The organism is Leptolyngbya sp. FACHB-671 (assembly GCF_014695745.1).
Taxonomy (GTDB): Bacteria; Cyanobacteriota; Cyanobacteriia; order Elainellales; family Elainellaceae; genus JAAUTN01.
The window spans coordinates 1-22,753 of the sequence record NZ_JACJOV010000089.1 but is presented as its reverse complement, the minus strand read 5'-3'; the positions used below and the strand labels follow the sequence as shown (position 1 = coordinate 22,753).

Here is a 22,753-nt window from a genome sequence, read left to right as displayed (position 1 = left end):
TTACTTTTCATTCTTCAGCGATCGCCCCATCCAAACCACTCAAGTTCTTTGAGTTAAGATGCAACTTAATTATTTGAATTGGAGGAAAGCAGCGGAAAATGAGCCAGCAGCATAGATCTGATAGGCTTCAGAGAAGATTGCATTATTCACTGATTGAGCAGCACACTGATAATCTGTCTGATGTCTAACTCATTGCGCTCTCATCGTTTCCCTCGACTTATTGCGTTGATAATCACTGTAATTAACTGCTCTACATTCCAGCGATCGCTATACCGAATTCCATTAACAAACAAAGCAGGTGCAGCCTTTACTCCACTTTGATGCCCACCTTCGCTATCTGCGTTGATACGAGCGATATGCACTTTTCTAGATAAATCCTGCAAAAATCGAGAACCATCAAGTCCCAGGTAATTCGCATATTCCACGAGGTATCCGTCCTCTAGCGCTTGTTGATGGATAAAGAGTACCTCATGCATCTGCCAAAACTGACCTTGCACTGCTGCTGCTTCCGCTGCTTCTGCTGCCCGTTGAGCATGAGGATGAATCAGTATCTGAGGAAAATGACGAAAGATAAAACACACATCATTCTCCTGGCAAGAACAACTTAATTGTTGTTGAGCCGCTTTAATCAACCGGTAGACGTTTGCACTTTGAAAACATTCATAATCTCCATACATGACGAGTACAGCACTGGCATTTGGCACACCTCGAATGTGATCCTGCATCAAAGGCGGGACAAACAAGGAATGTTGCTCACGGGCGTTAGCCATCTTTCAAACCTGCCAAGCAAACTTAAACCCTGCAACTAAATTGCTGTTACCGTTTGCATGGATTCAATATAAATAAATAGTTTTTGTGTGTCGTCCACTCAGAGTCCACAGTTTTGCACAACCCGGGGATGCACGAGGTACCTATTAAAAGTAGACCATCGACTCCGACTAAAGTCGGAATCTAATTTTCTTAAAGTACAACCTATAAACTGACAAGCCCGCGTTTGACACCAACAATGACGGCTTGAATGCGATCGCTCACTCCCAGCTTGTTTAAAATACGAGTCACATGAGATTTGACAGTGCTTTCACCAATATTTAAAGCAGCTCCAATGTCGTGATTACTCAATCCCTGCGCCATTAAACGAAACACTTCTAGCTCTCGATCGCTGAGTACTGGGTTGTTCATCCGCTCTACCAGCTTGCTTGCCACAGTCGAAGAAACGTACTGCCTACCACTATGAACCATCCGGATCGCATTCAAAAGTTCATTGGGTTTTACATCTTTAAGCAGATAGCCCTGAGCACCTGCCTGCAATCCTCGATAAATATCTTCATCACCATCATAGGTGGTTAACACAATAATTTGAGCTGACTTAAACTCAGCACGAATCGCAGTAATGGCTTCAACCCCTCCCATTCCTGGCATTCGTAAATCCATCAGTGTGATATCAGGCTGATGTTCACGATACAGGGCGATCGCCTGCTGCCCGTTCTCTGCTTGAGCAACCACTACCATTTCTGGATCATAGTTAATGATGTTTGCCAATCCTTCTGTAACGAGGGAGTGGTCGTCGACAATCAGAACCCGAATTGGGGGTGTGGGGTGTGGGGTGTGGGGTGTGGGGTGTGAAGAAGTCATCGGAGCATAGGGTGTGTGGCGTGGAGAAGTCAGTTGTCTATCCAAAGTTTCTAGTTCTTTGAGGCTTCCATTGGCAATACCGAAGAACTGAAGATACTCCTTACGATGATCCCGTCTATACTCCACACCAATTCTACGCTCAATCAATGGAAGTAATTCAACGAACACAAAAGCTCACTCTCACTGTTCGCTCACCCTTGCCGCATTAAGCCCGCTCTATTCTGCTCTGATTCATCAATTTTCAGATGCCTCAAGCCGTTGCCCCCACTTCTTCACAAGCTCTGCTGCCACTTCAACCATACGATCTTCAAAGGTGTTGAGATAAACTTCAAAGGATGCCAGTTGAGGATCAGCTTTTAACCGAGACAAAATCTCATTGGTTGGGTGGTCTATCGGGTAGTGAGCATTCAGTGCTTCCAGCAATGCAACTTGAAAAGCTAATAAATCTTGATGAGTTTCCATGAGCCCTCCATCAGCCGCAGCGCTTAACAATTTGTTTAATTCGATTGAAGTCCTGGCGAAACTGCTCAATCTCTGGTTCACTGTTGAGGGTATGCCCCAGTCTCTCAAGAATCACAGCTTTGACATTAGTGCATTGCTTCAGAACGATCGCTAGCAGATCAAACACAGCTTCGGGAACCGCCCCATCATGTGTATCTCGTCGTACCAGATTTGAATCAGGAGTTGTTCGACTCCAAGAACCACCAGAAAGATGCAATTCTCGCACGCGAGCGAGTGGGTAACTTGCCAGGAGTTCAGGAATTGATAGCTGAAAGTTGTGAATTTGGCAAAAAAGATTGTGCAAATCTAGAAGCAAGAACCCATCTACAGGTTCCAGTAATTCAGTAATGAATTTTCCCTGATCTGCAACATCTTTTTGTCCAAACGCAAACGCTAAATTTTCAAGTCCAACGGGGACTTTGGCAGCATCGGCTAATCGCTGGAGGCGATCGCGACCCAGGCTCACTGCATCCGGCGTATAGGGCATGGGCAGCGGTGCGCTTCGAGCAAAATTGCCTGCCGACATCCAGCCAAAATGCTCTGAAATGTGGACATAGCGATGCCGTGAGCATTCTGCCTGAAACTGCTTTAACCAGTGCATTTGGCGATCGCTCCACTCTGCCGACAGCAAGGAATAGGTCACACCATGACCCAACAGGCGATCGCGCTGGCTATAAAAATCAATCAGTTCACTTGCCCAGGAAGGAATTGTGTCTTCCCAGCTTGCATCAAAACTCCATTCCAACACTTCAACCTCTCCCTGCTCAAAGAGAGGGCGAGTGGCTGTAAGGAAATGGGAGTCTGCCATCAAAGACAGACCCACCCAGGGCAAGTTTTGCTTCCGCTTAAACATAAGTGATGTGCAGCGATCCTTCAATCCATTCGACTAACCCATTCCGCAGGCAAGACAAGGCGAAGGAGGATTGGGTGTAGTGGACTGTTCTGTTTGAAGATCAGGTTGGGGATCTAATGGCAACTCCGATAGAGTAACTGGCTGAAGTTGACTAGAATCAAACTGAACTTTAAAGTTTGGGCTTTGTTCTTTTGCCATCAGGGCAGCATTTAATCCAGCAATCAGGCTCAAAACAAAAGAAGCAGCGATCGTCAATAGCTTATTCATGGAATGATCCTTTTCATGAAATGACGCAATCAGACAAACAGAAACTCAAATCAACCCACCTTGAATAGAGTCTGTCCATTCAGCTAGTTCATTTGAACTTCTGTTGGCTTGTAGACTAATCTAGCCTCATCCTTGCCCAATGGCGATCGCGTTTCACTTTTTGAACTCTTTGCCCTCAATGTTCCCGAAAGCAGGACGACAAAACCTGGATTGAGAGACACTGTCCTCCTTGCCAACTCCCTACGCTGGTCTTTTCAAGATCATATTATCGCTCCAATCCCGCTGACAAATGTCTCTTGTGGTGCTCAAAGTCTTAACCCATCATCGGTGACACAACCCTACGTGTTGAGAAGAGTAACCAAATGGGCATCCTTGAGAACGAAGGTCGCTTTACCGCAACTTTAAATCCGCTTATCAAGATGGAAAAATCTATGAAAGTCATGAAGAACAAATACTCAAGACAATTTTCTGATTGATAGCTGCAAACTACACCTTTAACGAGGTTTTAGCAATTTTTTGCTTTAAGGAGCGGCAAGTACTGTTCATACTCAACCTGTAAGTAGTAAGTATTTCTGTTTGTCAACCATGATTAGGATATGGAGTATTTGATGCAGATTCCTCTGCCAACTAATGAACTGGATAGACTTAACGATCTCTACCAGCATCAAATTTTAGATACTGAACCCGAACAATTATTTGATGACCTCACTCGTCTAGCTGCACACATCTGCCAAACTCCTATTGCACTCATAACCCTACTTGACACAGAGCGCCAGTGGTTTAAATCAAAAGTGGGTGTAGACATATCAGAAACACCGCGCAACATATCATTTTGCAACCATACAATTCTACAAACTGATGTATTAGTAGTTCCAAATCTTCTATTAGATGAGCGGTTTGCTGCCAATCCATTAGTTACATCAGAACATCACATTCGGTTTTATGCTGGTTGTCCCTTAATTACATCCAAGGGTCATGCTCTAGGAAGCATCTGCGTTGTAGACCGACAACCCAGGGAACTCAGTGCAGAGCAAATAAACGCCTTGCGAGCATTAGGGCGTCAAGTCGTTTCTCAACTTAAGACACGACGGAACCTAGCTGCTGTAACCCGTTTAACAGTCAAACGCACGCAGACAGAAAATACGCTATGGCAGAGCAGAGAACAATTTCGTAGCCTAGTCGAACAGACGAACGACTGGGTGTGGGAAGTGGATGCCAAAGCTATTTTCACTTACGTCAGCCCAAAGGTAAAAGAAATTTTGGGACATAAGCCTGATTCTCTGCTGGGCAAGACGCTAGAGCATCTCATGCTACCTGATGAGGCGAAACGCTATGCGACAGTATTTGGTTACTCTGCTGCTCAACAGCAGCCCTTCACACAACTAGAAGAAACGTTAATTCATAAAGACGGACACCCTATCGTTTGTGAGAGCAGCGGTGCGCCCGTATTTGACCAACAAGGTCAGTTTCAAGGTTACCGTGGTATTACTCGGGATATCACTGAACGAAAACAGGTGGAACGTGAGATCCGTAAAGCATTAACTAAAGAGAAAGAGTTAAATGAACTCAAATCTCGTTTCGTTAATACCGTGTCACATGAGTTTCGTACTCCACTCACTACTATTCTTGCGTCAGCTGAATCATTAGAGTATTACAGCCATAAATGGTCTGAGGAAAAGAAACTCACCTATCTTAACAGCATTCAATCTGCAGTCCATCACCTGCGTGAACTCGTTGATGGCGTTTTGGTGCTGGGGTGTGCAGAAGCAGGAAAGCTTGAGTTTAAGCCAACTCCTTTAGATTTAGAAAAGTTTTGCCGTGAATTAACAGAAGATATGCAGCTGAGCATTGGCAAACATCATCAGCTAAGCTTTACTGTTCAGGGTCCGCGTACTCAAGCTTACATGGATGAGAGATTGCTAAAACAGATTTTCATCAATCTACTCTCAAATGCTATTAAGTACTCACCCAACAGAAGCCAAATTGATTTTAGGCTCATCTATGAACAAGACGCAGTAATATTCCAAGTTCAAGATAGTGGAATTGGAATCCCGCTAGCTGATCAAGAGCACTTGTTTGAGTCATTCCATCGGGCAACTAACGTAGGCAATATTTCTGGGACAGGACTAGGGCTATCTATCGTCAAACGGTCTGTAGAGCTGCATAAAGGTCGCATCTCGGCTACTAGCACGGTTGGAGTTGGCACAACATTTACCGTTATTCTTCCAACTCAAAATAATGTGTTCAACTAAGGAATGAAACAGATGAAGAAGATTTTGGTGATTGAAGACGAAAATGCACTTCGAAATGTCATTCTTGACATTCTTGAAGCTGAAGATTTCTACAGCATTGGTGCGGAAAATGGGCGAGTCGGAGTACAGCTAGCTCAAGAACATTATCCTGATTTAATTATCTGTGATGTAATGATGCCTGAATTAGACGGTTATGGTGTTTTAGCTGAGCTGCGGAAGAATGCAGCTATGGCAACAACTCCGTTTATTTTTCTGACTGCAAAAGCAGATTACTCCAGCCTACGAGAAGGAATGGAGTTAGGAGCAGATGATTATCTAGCTAAACCATTTCAGCGGTTTGAACTGTTGAGAGCTGTTTCCACTCGGTTGGATAAGCAAGAGGCAGTTGATAGAAAAGTTCAGGAGAAGCTCACCGACCTACGAGATAACATTGCTTTTGCGCTTCCTGCCGAGTTGAATACACCGCTCAGCGCGATCGTTAATTCTTCTAGAGTACTGGTTAATGAATGCAATCTAATGGAGTCTGATGACATTCTTGATATTGCAGAAACGATTCATTCTTCTTCCCAACAGCTGCACAGGTTAATTCAAAACTTTTTGCTTTATGCTCAGTTAGAATTAGCGTCAGCAGATCCAGAACGGGTTAAAGCTTTGCGAACAGGTTCTACTCAGTCAGTCAAGTCATTAGTTGTAGATTTGGCAACTCAAGCAGCTCAATATGTTGATAGACAAGCTGATTTGCAGCTAGAGCTTCAGGATGCAACCGTTCAAGTTTCTGAAATTAAACTCAAGAAGATTATTAGAGAGTTAATTGATAATGCTTTCAAGTTTTCTCAACCCGGAACACCTGTTCGTATTGTTAGCCTCTTGAGCAGAGATACTGTAGTTATATATATCACTGACAAAGGGCGGGGAATGACAGCAGAACAAGTTGCTAGCATTGGCGCTTATACACAATTTGAACGTAAGCTGCAAGAGCAAGAAGGAACTGGATTAGGGCTAATTATTGCCAAGCGTATGGTTGAGTTGCATGGGGGAGAACTTGAGATAGAAAGTATTCCTCGTAAAGAGACAACCATACGAATTGTTTTGCCAATAGTGTAACTGGTGGCGAAGATTTGTCGCAATCTGTTCACGGTCGAGACCAGCAGTCAGTTGATGTTGTTTCGACTGGAAGTGGTCTCGAATCGGTCCAAACGCCGCGAGAGATCGTTGTGCTTGTCCGGGTGACTTTAAACTTCCGCATCCGCTGCTCTCGTACTCGAATTGGTTGATGCGAGTTCTCTTGCACGGGTTGTTTAATCGCTTTTCTGTCCCTTCTCTACAGGTTAAGTTGACAATATCTCCACACCCTACACCCTAATGATCACCACAATTTCTGTCCCCTGCCCAGGTTGGCTTTGGATTGACAGGTGTGCGCCAATCCGTTCTGCTCGCTCACTCATTCCCAGTAAACCAAAGCCACTAGGTGATGAAATACTACCCAGCCCAAAGCCCAGCCCATTATCTTTGACACGCAAAAGACATTGAGCATCGTCGTACACCAGCTCAACCAAAATTTTATTAGCCTTGGCGTATTTGATAGCGTTTGTTAATGCTTCCTGTGCAATCCGTAATAAGTGATTTTCCACGTCGGTCAGTAGAGGGTAAATTACACCCTTGCTTTCGTAGATCAACGTGGTGTTAGTCGTTGACTGCATTTGAGTCACGAGGCGATGCAGAGCACTCTGTAAAGTACCCTCTTCTAACAGTTGGGGACGGAGTGCTACCACTGAACGACGAGCTTCAGCAAGTCCGGTTCGAGCTAATTCATCAATTTTTTCCAGTCTTTCCAGATATATCTGAGCAGAGCCCGAATCATCTTCCAACATTTGTGTTGTAGATCCGATATGGAGCAAGATGCCTGTAAAAGCCTGCGCTAACGAATCGTGAATTTCTCGCGCCATGCGGTTGCGTTCTTCCAGAATTGAGGCTTTTTCAGCACGTCTGCGATCGCTAATGTCTATGATGAGACTGTAGAATCCTCTCACCTGAGCGTTGGCATCAAAATCAGGAATCAAAGTCGCGCTAATGTACCGTTTACCAAACGGAAAAGGGACTTCTGCCTCAAAGTTGACTGTCTTTCCTTCAAACACCTGATTAACATACGGCTCAACCCGTTGATAAACCGCCTCACCGAGAAGTTGACGAATAGGATTGCCTAGTATTTCATCACGGCTACAGTTGAACCAGATTTCATAGGCATGATTGATAAATTGATAGCACCGATTAGCATTTACGTAGCTGATTAGAGCCGGTAGAGCGTCAGCGATCAGCCGTATTTCCTCTTCTCGACGGCGCAGTGCGGCTTCGCTTTGCTGTAAAGCCTCTGTTCGTTCTGTAACCTCGCGCTCCAAGATGCGGTTGTAATTAGCTAGTAGTTGCTCTGTTTGTTTCCGCTCTGTAATGTCTTGAAAGGTGGCGATTGCATAAACCACATTGCCCTGTTCGTCAAAAACTGGTGTTCCCCATATCTCAACTGGGATGATGGTGTTGCCCTGGTGAATTTCTAAATCATCTGTCCTCGTGCGTTCGCCTTTCAACGCCCGGGATAATGTTAGTTTCTCAGTTGGATATTTTTGGTTTGTTCCCGCCACATAAGCTTGATAAGTCTCTGCAAGTTGATTCAATGTCACGGAAGGAACAGCCCCTTTGCCCGTTAGCTGAGTTGCTTGTTGATTGAAGTAGTAAGGACGACCTGTCGCATCTACAACTGCAACTCCCAATGGAATTGCTTCTAGAAATTGAGTCATCTGACTTTCGCGCGCGCGTAGCTCCGAGTAAAGTTTGGCATTTTCGATCGCAATGGCTACTTGGGTCGATAGTAGATTTAGAAGTTGCGATCGCTCTGCTGTGAATACCCCGGTGGCTAATCGATTTTCCAGATACAGCACACCAACAAGATTGCTTTGATTCAGCAACGGCAAACACAGGACTGATTGAACTTGATGGTGTTGAATATAGGGATCATGGATGAAATTGCCCTCGCGAGTTGCATCATCTAAGATGATTGACTCATGAGTCCGGATTACATATTGAATCATTGATTCAGGTAATTGATCTGCTATTGGAAGTGATTGCAGCACTTGTGTAGCGCAGACCTGCTCACCTTCAGCCAATTCGCAGCTTGCTTCGATCGCCCATTTTCCTGATTCTTCCAGAATTAAGAATCCAATTTGTGCGCCAGCACTCTCAATTAAGATCTGCATCAACAAACGAAGCAACTGCTCCAGTTCAATTTCGCGAGAGATGGCTTGGGATGCTCTGATCAAAGTTGCTAAGTCGAAAGCAACTGCTAAATCGAAAGCAACTTGTGAGGTGTTAGAAGTCGTTCCAGCCGTGGTGCGAACGGGTGTGGGAGCCGCATTTAGTGATTGAGGGAAAAACTGTGGATAGCGAGTCTCTAAATCTTTGGCTTTTGCAGTTGCTCCCCACCGCTCATAGCAGTAATGGGCTTCCTTCATATAGAGCTGAGCAATTCTTTCTCGACCACGAGCCAGGTAATGTTTGGCAGCTAACTCATAGCCTAAGGCTTCTTCTTGAAGATACTCGTTTTCTTTAGCGCCTTGAATGGCTTGCTCATAAAGCTCCTCTGCCTCAAACAACTGACCTAACACTCGCGCTTTCTCTGCCTCAACTAACTGAAATTTATGCAAAAAATTCATGGGGGCGTGGTGTGCCCATTTCTGCATCTTCTCCTGGTTGGCATTAATGCGATTCAACCAAGCTTCTTTTTCAGGAGTTGAAGCATTTGCCAACAAGCTCAAGAATATTAAGGAGTCATAGAAATGAAATACAGATACAGAGAATAATCCTGTGGCTGCGCTTAAATACGGTTCTGATAAAGTAGCCGTTTTTGCAGCTTGTTCATACTCTCCGAACAGATAGCATAAAATCAGCTTATTTAAACAAAAGTAGTGAACGCCAGTTCCATCCTTGACCGCGATCGCCCATGACAGTGCTTGCTCTTCGTCATAAAGACAACCCACCAAGCGGCTTGGATTTTCAGATTGACCTTGCAAGTTCAGGATCGTTTGCTGCAACATTGCCAGCCAAGTGGCAGGATTCTCTCGTCTAATTTGATTGGTGGCTTTACGATAAATCGCTGTTTGTTGTTCCAGTTCTGTCAGTTCTTGTCCTGCAAGAAAGGGGCAATAACATAGGCTAAATGCACAATAACTCGCATATTCAAACTCTCCACTTTCTATCCCGCTTTGATAAGCCTCAGCCAAACTAGGGAATGTCTCTTTAAGGTGCTCTTTCCAATGAATGATATGGAAATTCACTATCAGCAATGCTTTGCAGTTAACTCTCTTGTTATTTAATCTTTTCGCTAAATTTAAGGATAATTTGCCAAATCTATAGCTCTGCTCAACGTCTTGTACAACTCCACATAGGATCATGCCATAGGCCGCATAACCGAGAATCGACCAGATAGTGTTTCCATGGGCAAGCGATAGATTGACCATCTTGCACACAACCAGCACCATCAGAGCAGGTGCCACATTAAAAGCCGGACCCATTGTACTGAACAACATGTAGATTGCTGTCAGTGGTACAGGTTCAGTCATCTCTGGCAAATCAATCAAATCTTCGATTTCCCGCCCAGCCAATTGTGAAGCGGTTTCCTCTAATCCTGCTTGAACATCTAACTGACTTGGAGCTTCTACTAAACGAATTCCCAAGAGTTGCAGCACTTCCAAGCCAGTTTTAACGGCTTCTTTAAGGTCTCCCCGCGACATCCATGTTTGAATCCTGCTATCGTAAACTTTCACTGTATCGAGTGCCGTCTTTGCATGATCGAGCACTGCTTCTACAAGCCGCTCCATTTCATCAAAGTGACCACTGAGGTATGCTGCTTCTGCTGCCTCTGAATGCAACGCCAAGGTCAAGTTGTACTCATGCTGCCAGCTCTCCACCTCAAGGAGTTGAAGCCCTGCATTGAAATACTTGAAAGCGGCTTCATAAGCCGTTGCTGATAGCGCTTTCTGACCGGCTTGCAAGTTCAGTTCGGCAATCTCATTCCGTTCAGATTGCTCAGTGATTAACTCGGCTCCATAATTTAGATGGTCAACAATTTCAAACAACCGCTCTGCTTGCTGCTCTGACAAAGTCCTTTCCAACAAATTGCAACCAATTTGCAGATGCACCCCTTGTTTTTGCGACTCATCAATGAGAGCATAGGCAGCTTGCTGGACGCGATCGTGCAAAAACTTATACTCTTGAACCAACAAGTTCTCGTCCAACTCAGAAAGCGGTTGGATGAGTCCGGTTTGGATGGCTGCTAACAAATCCTGAAAAACTGTTTGAGGCGATTGATCACATACAATCGTTAACGTCTCCAAATCAAACTCAGCCCCGATGCAGGCGGCTAATTGAAGCAACTGCTGAGTGTTTTCGGGCAGTTTTCTCAACTTGCTCAGCAGCAGCTCCACTACATTATCAGTAATATTCTGAGCTTCAATCTGAGCAACGTTCCACTGCCAAGTTCGTTGTTCAGGATTAAAGCCCAAGAGATTTTCACTGTACAGCGATCGCAAAAATTCGCTCACAAAGAAGGGATTGCCTTCGGTTTTGTGCAGCACTAACTCAGCCAAGGAAGCAACCGTGTCAGCACATTGATGTAGCGTCTCGGCAATGAGCTGATTCAGTGGTTTTAGTGTGAGGGGGGTTAGAACGATGTCTTGAGGCACTATTCCTTGCTTTCGCAAGTTTTCCAATGACAGCGCTAGTGGATGGGTTGCAGTGACTTCATTGTTTCGATAGGCTCCGATCAGAAATAGCGCTTGGGTTTGCTCATCGAGCAGCATCAGTTCGATTAACTTTAGGGTGGCGGAGTCAATCCACTGCAAATCATCCAGGAAGATAACCAATGGATGATCTTGAGCACAAAACACTCGAATGAACTGCTGAAAGACTCGGTTAAAGCGATTTTGCGCTTCCGCTGTCCCAACTTCCGGTACGGGTGGCTGTTTGCCAATAATTAACTCAACTTCAGGGATGACATCAATGATGAGTTGCCCGTTACTCTCTAACGCTTCTAAAAGGCGCGATCGCCACTGTTGCACTTGCTGATCCGGTTCACTCAGCAGTTGCTGCACCAGTTTTCGTAAGGCATCCACAATTGCACTGTAGGGGATGTTGCGCTGCAACTGGTCAAACTTACCAGAGATGAAATAGCCACGCTTTGCTGTAATAGGTTTATAAAGTTCCTGCACCAAAGCTGATTTGCCAACACCGGAATAGCCAGTGACTAGCACTATTTGAGGGAGACGGGAGGATGAGGGAGGGAGGGAGGATAAGAGAGAACTGTTGTCTTGCTCCTCTCTGTCTTTCCCACCTTCCCCCGCTACTCTCTCAAACGCCTCTAATAACTCTGAGATTTCCTTCTCCCGACCATACAGTTTTTGTGGAATCTGAAATTGATCGGAAACATCTTGCAGACCCAGTTGCAAGGAACTAATTTGACCCCTTGTTTCTAGTTGATCAGCACAATGCTCTAAATCTGCTTTGATGCCCCAGGCACTTTGATAGCGATCCTCTGCATTCTTCGCCATCAGTTTCAAGATAATGTCTGAAACTGGCTTAGGAATCTTAAGATTCAATTCACACGGGGGGATAGGAGGTTTAGCAAGATGGCAATGGACGAGTTCAAGAACATCTGTTGTTGGAAACGGTACTTGTCCGGTGAGTAATTCGTAGAATGTCGCTCCGAGGGAGTAAAAATCGGTACGGTAATCAATCGCTCGATTCATCCGCCCGGTCTGTTCTGGAGAAAGATAAGCGAGGGTGCCTTCCAATACATGCGGGCTTTTGAACGTGGGATTGGTGCGGCTGAATTGAGTTGCAATCCCGAAGTCAATGATTTTGACAACGCCCGTATTTGGATTAAGAACGATATTGCTAGGATTAATATCCTTGTGGATGATGTTAGCAGCATGAATTCTGCCTAAAATGTTGCTGAGATTGATGGCAAGAGGCAGAAAATCAGATACAGACATGGGGCAGAAAGCCTCTGGGCGCTGCTGTATCCAATACTCCAGGGACTCCCCCCCAAAATCTTCTAGAAGAATGACGAGCGTGCGCTGATAGTCTTGTTGGCTATAGGCTTTGATTACGCCCTCTACATCCAAAGACCGGGTAATCGCATATTCCTGCCTATAGCGGGTTAATGCCTGGGGAGAAGGATAATCTTGCTTGAGCAGTTTGATGACGATCCTTGCGGTATCTGCACAGTGAGCCTGAGCATCTTCTCTAACACCTCGATAGACCAGAGATGTTGAACTCTCATAGATTTTGCTTTGGGCTGTGATTCCAGCGAGCGCAATCATAGAACTCCCTTGCAATAGGTACCATGAGTTATGCCGCCAATTATATCCGTCTCAGCAGGGTTTCCAAAGCAACCTAAATAGTTTGTGAAAGTCTCTGCCCGTCAGGCGAAAATCTTCACAAACCATTACTCCCATGAAATAGTCATGAGAAAAGCAAACACTACTCTGGTTGACGTGCTTCGGTGGCGATCGCCGGAACTAGCGCCAACAAGAGCGGCAAGGAAAGATTGATGGTGAGCAGGCGAATCACATGAGCTGCCGTCACCACATCAGTATCTTGATGTAATGTGAGCGCAATCCAAATCATCTCCGGTGAGCCACCTGGAGCCGTGACGAGTACACAGGTCAGCCAATTCCATCCGGTTAAGCATTGAATCAGCAAGGCTGCGAGGAATGCGGTGATCACCATCAACACAACGGGCAGCAGAGATCGAATAATGGTTGCAAAGCTCAGTTTTGGATTGAGTCCCCAATACTCACCGATTGTTACGCCCAATAAGATTTGACCAATGAGGTTGAAAAGAGCGGGTAGCTGAAAATCAATGGATATCGGAGACACGAGCAGGAAGGCGTCAAACAAAAGCCCAACGGCGATCGCACACAAAAAAGCCGCCATCGGAATCTTGAGTTTGTTGCCCAAATAAACCACTACAAGTGTGATTGCAAGGAGCAAACAGGCAATGCACAAATCGAACCAGGAAACTGCAACAACTTTTTGAATGACAGCGGCAACCGCATTGTGAGTTGAACGAGGGACGGCAGCATTCGCAATGATTGGAATGACAAAAATAACTGTTGTGAATCGCGTTAATTGAACCAGCGAAACTAACGCAGTATTCTTGCTGTAGTCTGCTGCAATACTTGCCATTACGCCAATATTTCCAGGCGTTGTTGCTAACAATCCACTTAATAAATCGATTTTCTCAAGTCGAGAATAAACCCAACCGATCGCAGCACCCGACAGCATCAAAAATAAGGGTAATCCCAGAAAAATCAAAAATTGACTGGGTAAAATATTGAGATTGTTATGTTGCAGCGATAGTCCGATCGTCAAACCCACGAGTAGCTGTCCGGCTTTTCTTGCGTTGCGATTGGGTTGGAGCGAGTCAACACCGAATATCCGGTAACTCGAAAACGCGATCGCCCCCGCAGCAATTCCGCCTAAAATCCAGGCTGCACCATCCAGCCCGGTCGCTGTCAATCCGAGACCGATCAGAACCGCAAGAATCACCTCGATCGCCAGAATGCCATAAACCTCTCCAAGTTGAAGCGCTGCTGTAGTTTTAAGTCGGTCAACATTAAACACAAAGGTCTCCAGCGATTACAGCTTTTGGTCTCACCACAACATCATAATTGTCAGCCATAGCAGCCCGATTCAATTCACGAAAATGACTGATGAAAGTGGTCGTCTTTAGGGCAACTACTTTCATCAGTCATTTAGGATTGCTATTGGCGGAGGTCTAATGTACACCACTTCCAAAACTTACAGCCATTTCCACTTGGATAAACCACAAATTCCTGTAGGGGTCGTTCGCGAACGACCCCTACGTTATGGCTTACCCATAAGTTATTCTGCTGCTGTAGCTACAGTTGTACAATCCTAACTCCGTAGCACACACTGAATAGATTGCATGACCTGTTCTCGCAAACGAGCTTCCTGAAGTCGATTGACAACCTGACGCGCCCGATCGCCCTGACCCAGTTGAGCATATTGCAACGCGGTCGCTTCTAACAAGCTACCCCGATCGTTGGTTCTATCGATAACCGTTAAGCCATCTGTTCCAAAACGATCGACTTCTGATTCTTCACCGGGAATGGTTTGAGCCACCTGGAATGCTTGGTCAAGAATGGGAAGTGCTGCATCAACCTGCTGTAAATCACCGTATCGTTGCGCGATCGCCAGCAATAGCTGAGTTTTTTGACTTGCCTCGGTGAGCTGATCGACGACGGGCAGCGCTAAGTCAAAACGATCTTGCTGCAACAGAGCCGTGGCACTAGTTTGTAAGCGCGACTGGCGAACCTCTGAAGTGGCAGTGGCTTGCGCGAGTTGTAGAGCCCCTACATATTGTTTCGCATCCATGAATACGGAAAAGGGCTGATCAACTGGGCCACCGAATGTCGGATCGGTGAGAGAAGGATCTAATTGGCTGACCTGCTGCAAGAGTTGGCGCATCTGGTCAGTTTGCCCAGTTTGGGAATATACAACCGCAATAGCAGTGAGGGCGCTGGGCTTGATCAGAGGACTCTGCGTCAAGTCATCGGGAAATTGGCGTTGATAAGTGGCGGCGAGAGAATCTACACTTTCCAAGGTCTGCTCGAGCAAGTCGTTTGCCCAAGTGGTTTGACCTGCTTGATGGGCGGCGAGGGCGATCGCAGTGAGCAATCGAACCCGCAAAACTGGACGATTGGCAAGGGGAAGTTGTTGTGCCCATTCAGCCGCCTCGACGTGTTGACCACTGGCAGCATAAGCAGTTGCGATTTCGACCATTTGCTGATCTGGAGGGCCATAATCGATCGCAGCAATGCGGTTCCATTCCTTGCCAATCCATTCAAACTGCTGGGTGGCGATCGCCAGTCGAAACACGTCCCCTAAGTAAAGGCGCTGTTCCCAGGAGTCAGGAACCGTCTCGATATAGCTCAACTGTTCTGATAGCCACGATTCAACTACGTCGTTTTGCCCAGCTTGACTAAAGGCAAGCATCACAGTTTTAGTTACTTCTTGTCGCGATGACGTTAAAGAGGTTTGTGTCAATTCCAGAGCTTCTTCGCGTTGTCCTAACTGCAAGTAGGTCTCGACTAAGTTTCTCAAGGTAAATTCTGGGTTAGGTAAGCTCACTGCTGGCTCTGCCAGTTGTCTTGCCTGACGCATCAGTTGATCAACTTTGTCGGGCTGATTGGCGTTGTGATAAGCGATCGCCAGTTTCTCAAATGCCCGAATTCGGTGAGTGATCACAGAAATGGATTCCGCTAATGCTTCTGCCTGGGGCAAGTCGCCAGCGGCAATGTATCCTTCAACAATTCCCTGTAAGGCGAATGACTGAATCTCAGATTGAGCGGGCAAGCGGTCGGCAATTTGGCGGGTAGTTGTGAAGTCGCCAATCTGGGCGTAGGTGGTTGCCATTCGTTGAATGATGACTAACTTAAGCGGCTCAGAGGTATTCGGTGGAATCTGCTGAACTGCTTGCTCTACTTGCATGAGAACGGTCTGTGCTGATGTTGCGTCGTCCATCAAAGCATAGGCTTCTGCGACATCAATCAACGCATTTGCGGTAAACACTTCACCCCGAATGAATCTTGCTGCCTGACGAGCTTGCTCTAGCACTTGCGCGGGCTGCTGAGTTTGACTCGGATCTAAGGTGGTGTAGTAACGGGCGATCGCCGCTAACGAGCGAGTTTTGATAAAGCTGTGGGATGTCGTGAGGCGATTTGCGATTTGCAAAAACTGTCCCAGGAGGGTTTGAAGCTGAGCCGATTGGTCTTGCTGATCAATGTTTTGTGTTAATCGCTGCCATCTTGTAGTTGGATAGCCTTCACTATTATCTAACAACCACCGCTGTAACAAATCTGCTTGAAGGCGCGTGTCTCGTAGCTGAATGGTGATCGCCAACGCTTCTTGTAATGATTGCAGTGCTTCCGCTTGCTTAGATTGCTCAAGGGCAGAACGTGCCTGCTCCTCTACCATTCCTAATTGATTTTGTAGGGATACGTCTGGATTACAGACTGCCGCAGCCGTTGGGGTTTGAGCCATTGCAGAATAAGCGGAATTGATGGCGTTTTCTAATGGAGCGATCGCCAACACACTCAACAAAAGAGCCGATTGAACAGAACGAATCATATGACAGGTGTTGTTGTGGACGTTTCATTACCTAATGAGGACAACCTCACCAGACAATGAAATACAGGTTGAAGATGGCAATCCCGCTTGACCAGGATTGGGTTTTTCTACATTAATCAACTGAAGTGAATCAATTGAATGAGGAAGAGACACTTCATGAACTGGATTTTTAACTACTGAAGCACCTCAAAAAATTGATTGGGGGTGCCTTGAGTCGAAAGATGTTGAAGCTTGAAACTTAGTTTAGGATCAACATTATTCTGCATGTCGAACCGCAACTCAAATGATAGCAAGTACTGTTCCTGAATGGCTGAGAGGGCTGTGGAGGCGGCTGTCGATCGAAACTCCAGATGGGCAGCGTGACACTCAAACCCAAGTCTTTTACCTGCAAACCTCCTCTTGCTTTGCCGATCTCCGGCTTCCCTTCGATCGCCCTGACCTGAAGCAGGCAAGTTTCTCATCCCTTACACAAGCCGAGATTGTTGCTTTATCCAGGCAGCAGGGATTTGCAGGTATCACTCAGTTTGAGCAGGGGCAGTGTCAGTGGGTGAGATACATCGATTACCACCCCCCACAATCCGTTCGAGATATTGGCTTGCTCTACTGGCAAAACAATATCTTGATTGAGGAGGGCGTGGATCAGGTGTATCGAGAGGAATGGCACAAGATTGACAATGGAGATGGAGACTTTACGGCACTTGTATTAGCACCAGACGATACTTTTGGCTCGTTTTTGGACTGGCAAGCTGGGTTAGTCATCGCCGGAGATTATTTCATCTACAGCCACAACCGTTCGGTTGCCCTGCCCGATGCCGAGACTTTAAGTGATTGTCTAATGACTTCAACCACCCTCCAGGAACAGCAGGATTATCTGGGTTGCGAAATCTCGTTAGGCTTATGTCGATCGGGTCGAGTTCCCTGGGAAATTCAGCGATCGACGATTTCTTGGCGCGAAGGCACTGCCCTTTGGTCAACCTCGGAGTTGACGATCGATTGGGAGCATAAACGGATTTTGCAAACCAGTCCTCAAGGTGAGGGTTGCAGAGTTCGAGAATGGCAGATTCGAGAATGGGGCACGGGTAGAGCGTTTACCGTTTAAGCAGATTCTATTGGTACTTATAGGGGAATCAACTGATAGAGCGCACTCTTCATCAATGTCCAAGCCACCAACAGTTTTTGGAGGACTGCAGCGCTCGCAGCGTCATTGAATTGAAAATTTTGGCTGTAATAATGTCAATTTTGAAAACGATCCTTTCTCCGATCGCGATCATTAGCATCTGCTTGAAGTGGGTTATAGATACTACTACCCACCTCCCGCTAAGTAACAATGACTGAAATAATAATGGCAGCTGTTGCTATGATCAGTGCTGCCACAACTACCCCAGCAGCAATATTCCCCTGTCGAATTTCCGTTTGATAGTTAATTGGATCCACGGCATCAAACAATCGGATAGCTGCATACAATAGAAGTACTCCGATCAAAGCCCATCCAACTGTTGCAGCGACTCTTTCTACTGTTATTAACACGCAAACTGTCTCCAATTTTCAAGAAATCAAACTTAACACGTTTGTATCTAAATAAGATAGACGAAGCAAGTTCTGAACTGCTTTTAATTGCCTCTATTATATTTAATAGCCTGAACCCATTCCTCACACTCACTCCAATTTTCATGACATCTTGGCAACCCAACGGGTCTAGCCAATCCGGTCTCTGGATCTGCTTGAGCGGAGTTGCGACCGTAGTGATGCTGGCCGCACTCGTCTGTAGTCCCCTTATTGAAACCAATCTGGCAACCCAAACCCTCACCATTGCACCCGAAGACTCGGCAGCACTCCAGCCTATCCAAATCCAACCTGCTGCAATTGGCGCACTTCGAATCAACATCACTGCTGCCCCTGCCCAAAATCGTTGGGTTTCCTACGAAGTGCAAGTTCGAGACGCTCAAGGTAATCTTGTTGCTAGTGCAATAAAGGATGCTGGGTCAGAATCTGGCTACGAAGATGGAGAATATTGGTCAGAAACAGATCTAAACGCCGGGTTAGACATCAAATCAAATCAAGATGAAACTCTAACAATCAGCGTTCAAGTTCTTGACCATACCGACCCAATGGGACAAGACGTAGAAGAACCAGTATCATTTATAGTCTCCGTGACCAATAGAGCCGTTGACAGTCGTTTCTTCTGGGCTGGTCTGTTTGGAACAGGCAGCTTGACCGCGCTGTCTTTGCGGCTCCGTAGTAAAGAAGTTTAACCTCATCACCTTCAAATCATGATTTACCCCGTTTTTGCGATCGCTGCCTGTCTTATTGCAGGAGTAACACTCTTCGCAGGCTGCACTCAAATCTCTGCCTTAAATCTAAGGCAAGAAGAGCAGACCATGTACTGGTCCCGCTACAATACCAACCTATCAGGCTATTACTATAACCAGACTTGGGTACCTGCTCCCGATCGAGCCAGCTACGGGGAATTTGTTGGCGGTGGACCAGGAGACGGCAAATAAGGAATTTTCTGTTTCATGCAACAGTTCAACCCTCTCCCCTTTACGCTCAAACGCCACCAGCAATATACCCTTCTCGCGGCCACAGCCGTCTCTTCTAGCTGTGGATTGGCGATCGAGCTACTACTGGGCACTTTAACCAGTTATTTAGTCGGAAATCAAGCTCTCTCCTATGGAGTCGCCGTAGGCGGATTTTTAGCAGCAATGGGCATTGGCTCTTATCTCAGCCGATTTATTGTCCCTACTACGGCAAATCCACACACAGAGCAAATGTCGCTTCTATCCACGTTTATCAAGATCGAACTCTGGATAGCTCCTCTCAGCGCTCTACTTCCATTGGCTCTATTCGCTCTGTTTGTAGTTAATGGACCCGTCTGGATTGGGCTAACCCTCGTCACCTTAATCTTGGGAACGCTGGCAGGTCTCGAAGTTCCCGTCCTTACACGGCTACTCGAACAACAAACGGGAGTTCGAGATGCCCTTTCTGGGGTCTTGGCACTAGATTACCTTGGCGCACTCGCAGGCTCATTACTGCTGCCGGTCATTTTGCTGCCAACCATTGGGCTATTCCCCTCAGCTGCCGTTGTCGGTATATTTCCAGCGGCAATGGTTGTAATTCTCAGCTACAATTTTCCATCCTTACGTCAATGGAAGCGATGGGGGATTGCTCTGTGCCTTGGTCTTTGCACCTTCGCTCCATTCACGGTAGCCGTAAGCAATCGACTGGAGAACAACCTCTACAGGGCTCCAATCATCAGCCGCATTCAAACTCAATACCAGCGCATTGTATTAACTCGTCAAGCAAAAGACTTAAGACTTTATTTAGACGGTGACCTACAGTTTTCCAGTCTCGACGAATACAGATATCACGAAGCACTAGTTCATCCAGCTATAAGTGCCAACAACAACCGTGAACAGGTACTGCTGATGGGTGCAGGAGATGGGCTAGCCCTGCGCGAAGTCTTGAAGTGGAAAGAGGTGAAACGAGTCGTTCTGATCGACCTAGACCCTGCCATAGTCAAACTCGCACAGCAGCATCCTTTTCTAGCCAACGCTAACGTTAATGCTTTTCAAGACCCGCGCGTCGAGGTCAAACACGCTGATGCCTTTGTCACAGTTCCTAGTTTAACTGACACATTCGATGTTATCGTTGCCGACTTTCCAGATCCTGACCGCGACATTATTGCCAAACTATACGCGCAAGGCTTTTATCAGCGGTTACTGCCACGCTTGGCTCTAGATGGTATCTTCGTCACGCAAGCCTCTAGTCCCTTCTTTGCGCCCAAAGCCTTCGCTTGCATCGTCACAACTCTAGATTCTGTTGGGCTATCGGTTCATCCCTACACTGTTGACGTGCCCAGCTTTGGACCCTGGGGATTTGTATTAGCTGCGCGCACCCCCATTCAACCGGAAACTCTGAACCTACAGGTTCCTACAAAGTTTCTTACCCCTGCCCTGCTACAGCATCTGTTCGATCTACCAAAGGACATTGTGCTTGGGAACGTTAAGGTGAACCGCCTGGGAGATCCTGTATTAGTACGATACCAAACGGACGCTCACTGGAAAACTTATTACTAATCCCATGTTGACCTTTATCTGGATTAGCATCATTGCTATTGTTATCACTGCAACCCTAATTGTTGTGTACCGCTCCCAACTCAGTCTTCCTGTAAAACGTCGCCGATCGCTGTCTGCTAATTTCCCTAATGTTCTCACCCTCAGAATTGGGGATATCGTCCAGTATCTAGACCAAGACTGGGTTGTAGAAGACAAACTCATCTATACAAGCCACAACTATAGATGGATTGAGTATTTACTGCAAGACAACGAAGAAATCCGTTGGCTCTCGATTGAAGAGGATGATCAGGTTAAAGTTGCCTGGTTAGAAACAACTCAAGCACTCAATATTCTGGATTATCCCCCTGAGCAAATCTGTTTTGGAGAAATGACTTATTATCTCGACGAACGCGGAACCGCTCAAATGCACCGAGAAGGTGCAACGCTGAATCAGGCAGAGCAGTGTCAATATTTTGACTATTCCAGTAACGGCAATCATATCCTTTGTATTGAGAACTGGAGTGGAGACGTTGAAGTCTCTGTTGGACGGATGATTAACCCCAGGAGTTTGACTATCCTAGGAGGTGATGGACAACGGATTTATGGGGTCTGACTTCCATCATGATGCAATCTCTTCTCCTCACCTCTCACCACTTTGCTGCTATTCTTCCAGTCATCCAAACGGTCTACAGCTGGACAGAATCAGAGTTTATTAACCTGCTTAGAACAGCCGTTCAGGAAGCAGAACTCACCATTGTCGGTGAAACCTCCTTCACCTTCACCCCTCATGGGGTCTCTGCTGCCGTTCTGCTGGCAGAATCCCACGTTGCGCTACATTTCTGGCCTGAACACGGCAAAATTACGATCGATATCCACATCTGTGACTATAACCAGTCTAATCACTCAAAAGCAGAGCACTTGGCAGATCTACTTACCCAGGCACTTTCTGGAACATCAAATCTATCTGCTTGGAAACAGTTTACTGCTCAAGGTTAAGTCATTGAAATAACCCTCACTTTAGGCAGCAGGTTGAAGAATTTTAAGTTGAGCTGGAGAAAGGAGAACTGGGAAAGCTGGATCTTCTATTACGTGAGAGGAAGTGGGATGAGTGAATTGAGCTGTAAGTGGCTTGCCTACGATCGAACCCAGCAGGATCAGCCTGGGAAAGCCTGCAATACCATTGCCTTGAATTTGTTGTGTTGCTCGTGTGGTTTTTTGAAGCAATCTTCGGAATTATACCCTTGCTGCGACGCAATAGCGCGATCGATCGCTTTCCCATGCCATCCTAACCGAGATCCCCTACATCCCTGGTTGTCGCCCGTTTTCGTCGTCGCAGCGATGCAGAAGCCCAATTGAGAGCCTTGCAACGTTTGATACCAGCAGCTACCTTTTGTATTGTGTTCGATGCAGGACAACATTCTGACCAGCCTAAAACCGAGGGAGAAGATAGCTAAGGGCGATCGCATACTGATTTCATTACACCTAGATGCAACAGCATCGAGATACCAAGGCAGCGAGACAGTTTTTCCGCAAGTTTCTCAAGCAGCAAGGCTTTGTGCATCGGGTGATTGTAATGGACAAATTGAAGGGCTACAAAGCCGTCCAGAACCTGATACTCAAGAGCGTGGAGCATCAACAGCACAAGTGATTAAACAACTCGTGCAGAGAACTCGCATCAACCAACTCGAGTACGAGAGCAGCGGATGCGGAAGTCCAAATCACCCAAACAAGCACAACGATTTCTCGCGGCGTTTGGACCGATTCGAGACCACTTCTATCCGAAACAACATCAACTGACTGCTCAACGCTACCGTGAACAGATGCGCCAGCGAATTGAAGATGATTGTTGGGTTAAAGCTTCTGCATAATCCTGTTATACGGAATCCGGCTGTGGAGTAACACTATAAGATAGAAGGATGGGACGTACAATTACACTGGCAAAACACCTCAGTCGTGAGGAATTAAAAACTCGCTATCAAAACAGCAGT

At 46.2% G+C, this 22,753-nt stretch carries 19 protein-coding genes; 10 read left to right on the top strand and 9 right to left on the bottom strand.

What is annotated here, in order from left to right:
• Positions 1–200 precede the first annotated feature (200 nt).
• The 5 genes from H6F93_RS11760 to H6F93_RS11740 form a co-directional block, all read right to left on the bottom strand.
• Positions 201–770, bottom strand: a complete 570-nt coding sequence (locus H6F93_RS11760) for a DsbA family protein (RefSeq protein ID WP_190680898.1) — start codon at positions 768–770, stop codon at positions 201–203.
• Between the two features lie 202 nt (positions 771–972).
• Positions 973–1,800, bottom strand: coding sequence for a response regulator transcription factor (locus tag H6F93_RS11755; RefSeq protein WP_524537932.1), 828 nt, complete (start codon positions 1,798–1,800; stop codon positions 973–975).
• Positions 1,801–1,866: 66 nt separating this feature from the next.
• Positions 1,867–2,094 (bottom strand): hypothetical protein, encoded by a 228-nt coding sequence (locus H6F93_RS11750; protein WP_190645961.1) that lies wholly within the window; start codon positions 2,092–2,094, stop codon positions 1,867–1,869.
• Between the two features lie 10 nt (positions 2,095–2,104).
• On the bottom strand, positions 2,105–2,986 hold the full coding sequence (locus tag H6F93_RS11745) for a multinuclear nonheme iron-dependent oxidase (RefSeq protein ID WP_190680896.1): 882 nt from the start codon (positions 2,984–2,986) through the stop codon (positions 2,105–2,107).
• Between the two features lie 33 nt (positions 2,987–3,019).
• Positions 3,020–3,253 carry a hypothetical protein gene (locus H6F93_RS11740; protein ID WP_190645959.1) on the bottom strand — a complete coding sequence of 78 codons (234 nt, stop codon included), beginning with the start codon at positions 3,251–3,253 and terminating at the stop codon, positions 3,020–3,022.
• A 608-nt stretch (positions 3,254–3,861) separates the two neighbouring features.
• On the opposite strand from H6F93_RS11740, the gene H6F93_RS11735 reads away from it, so the two are divergent.
• Entirely contained in the window at positions 3,862–5,505 is a 1,644-nt protein-coding gene (locus tag H6F93_RS11735; RefSeq protein ID WP_190680894.1) for a sensor histidine kinase, read from the top strand.
• 12 nt (positions 5,506–5,517) lie between these two features.
• The gene (locus tag H6F93_RS11730; protein WP_190680892.1) at positions 5,518–6,609 is read left to right on the top strand and encodes a hybrid sensor histidine kinase/response regulator; all 1,092 of its coding nucleotides are present in this window, start codon (positions 5,518–5,520) and stop codon (positions 6,607–6,609) included.
• Between the two features lie 248 nt (positions 6,610–6,857).
• Here the strand turns inward: H6F93_RS11730 and H6F93_RS11725 are convergent, their stop codons facing one another.
• From H6F93_RS11725 to H6F93_RS11715, 3 genes are all read right to left on the bottom strand, one after another.
• Positions 6,858–12,875, bottom strand: a complete 6,018-nt coding sequence (locus tag H6F93_RS11725; protein ID WP_190680889.1) for an AAA family ATPase — start codon at positions 12,873–12,875, stop codon at positions 6,858–6,860.
• A gap of 160 nt (positions 12,876–13,035) precedes the next feature.
• A complete protein-coding gene (locus H6F93_RS11720; protein WP_190646920.1) occupies positions 13,036–14,181 on the bottom strand; it encodes an AbrB family transcriptional regulator in 1,146 nt (381 codons plus the stop codon).
• Between the two features lie 294 nt (positions 14,182–14,475).
• Complete coding sequence (locus H6F93_RS11715; RefSeq protein ID WP_190680887.1) at positions 14,476–16,710, bottom strand: hypothetical protein; 2,235 nt, start codon at positions 16,708–16,710, stop codon at positions 14,476–14,478.
• A 283-nt stretch (positions 16,711–16,993) separates the two neighbouring features.
• Here H6F93_RS11715 and H6F93_RS11710 point away from each other — a divergent pair, with 283 nt between their 5' ends.
• Positions 16,994–17,809, top strand: a complete 816-nt coding sequence (locus tag H6F93_RS11710) for a hypothetical protein (protein WP_190680885.1) — start codon at positions 16,994–16,996, stop codon at positions 17,807–17,809.
• A gap of 218 nt (positions 17,810–18,027) precedes the next feature.
• Here the strand turns inward: H6F93_RS11710 and H6F93_RS11705 are convergent, their stop codons facing one another.
• Positions 18,028–18,237: a DUF350 domain-containing protein gene (locus H6F93_RS11705; protein ID WP_190646923.1), complete on the bottom strand. Its 210-nt coding sequence runs from the start codon at positions 18,235–18,237 to the stop codon at positions 18,028–18,030.
• A gap of 143 nt (positions 18,238–18,380) precedes the next feature.
• On the opposite strand from H6F93_RS11705, the gene H6F93_RS11700 reads away from it, so the two are divergent.
• The 7 genes from H6F93_RS11700 to H6F93_RS33345 all read left to right on the top strand — a co-directional run bounded on the left by H6F93_RS11700 (position 18,381) and on the right by H6F93_RS33345 (position 22,633).
• Positions 18,381–18,962: a hypothetical protein gene (locus H6F93_RS11700; RefSeq protein WP_190680883.1), complete on the top strand. Its 582-nt coding sequence runs from the start codon at positions 18,381–18,383 to the stop codon at positions 18,960–18,962.
• Positions 18,963–18,980: 18 nt separating this feature from the next.
• The gene (locus H6F93_RS11695; RefSeq protein ID WP_190646925.1) at positions 18,981–19,211 is read left to right on the top strand and encodes a hypothetical protein; all 231 of its coding nucleotides are present in this window, start codon (positions 18,981–18,983) and stop codon (positions 19,209–19,211) included.
• 15 nt (positions 19,212–19,226) lie between these two features.
• The gene (locus H6F93_RS11690; protein WP_190680881.1) at positions 19,227–20,786 is read left to right on the top strand and encodes a polyamine aminopropyltransferase; all 1,560 of its coding nucleotides are present in this window, start codon (positions 19,227–19,229) and stop codon (positions 20,784–20,786) included.
• 4 nt (positions 20,787–20,790) lie between these two features.
• A complete protein-coding gene (locus tag H6F93_RS11685; protein WP_199313649.1) occupies positions 20,791–21,378 on the top strand; it encodes a DUF4178 domain-containing protein in 588 nt (195 codons plus the stop codon).
• 8 nt (positions 21,379–21,386) lie between these two features.
• Positions 21,387–21,761, top strand: coding sequence for an S-adenosylmethionine decarboxylase family protein (locus tag H6F93_RS11680; RefSeq protein ID WP_199313648.1), 375 nt, complete (start codon positions 21,387–21,389; stop codon positions 21,759–21,761).
• Between the two features lie 490 nt (positions 21,762–22,251).
• On the top strand, positions 22,252–22,413 hold the full coding sequence (locus tag H6F93_RS33350) for a DDE-type integrase/transposase/recombinase (protein ID WP_199313647.1): 162 nt from the start codon (positions 22,252–22,254) through the stop codon (positions 22,411–22,413).
• Positions 22,414–22,468: 55 nt separating this feature from the next.
• Complete coding sequence (locus tag H6F93_RS33345; protein WP_199313646.1) at positions 22,469–22,633, top strand: hypothetical protein; 165 nt, start codon at positions 22,469–22,471, stop codon at positions 22,631–22,633.
• The last annotated feature ends 120 nt before the right edge of the window (positions 22,634–22,753 follow it).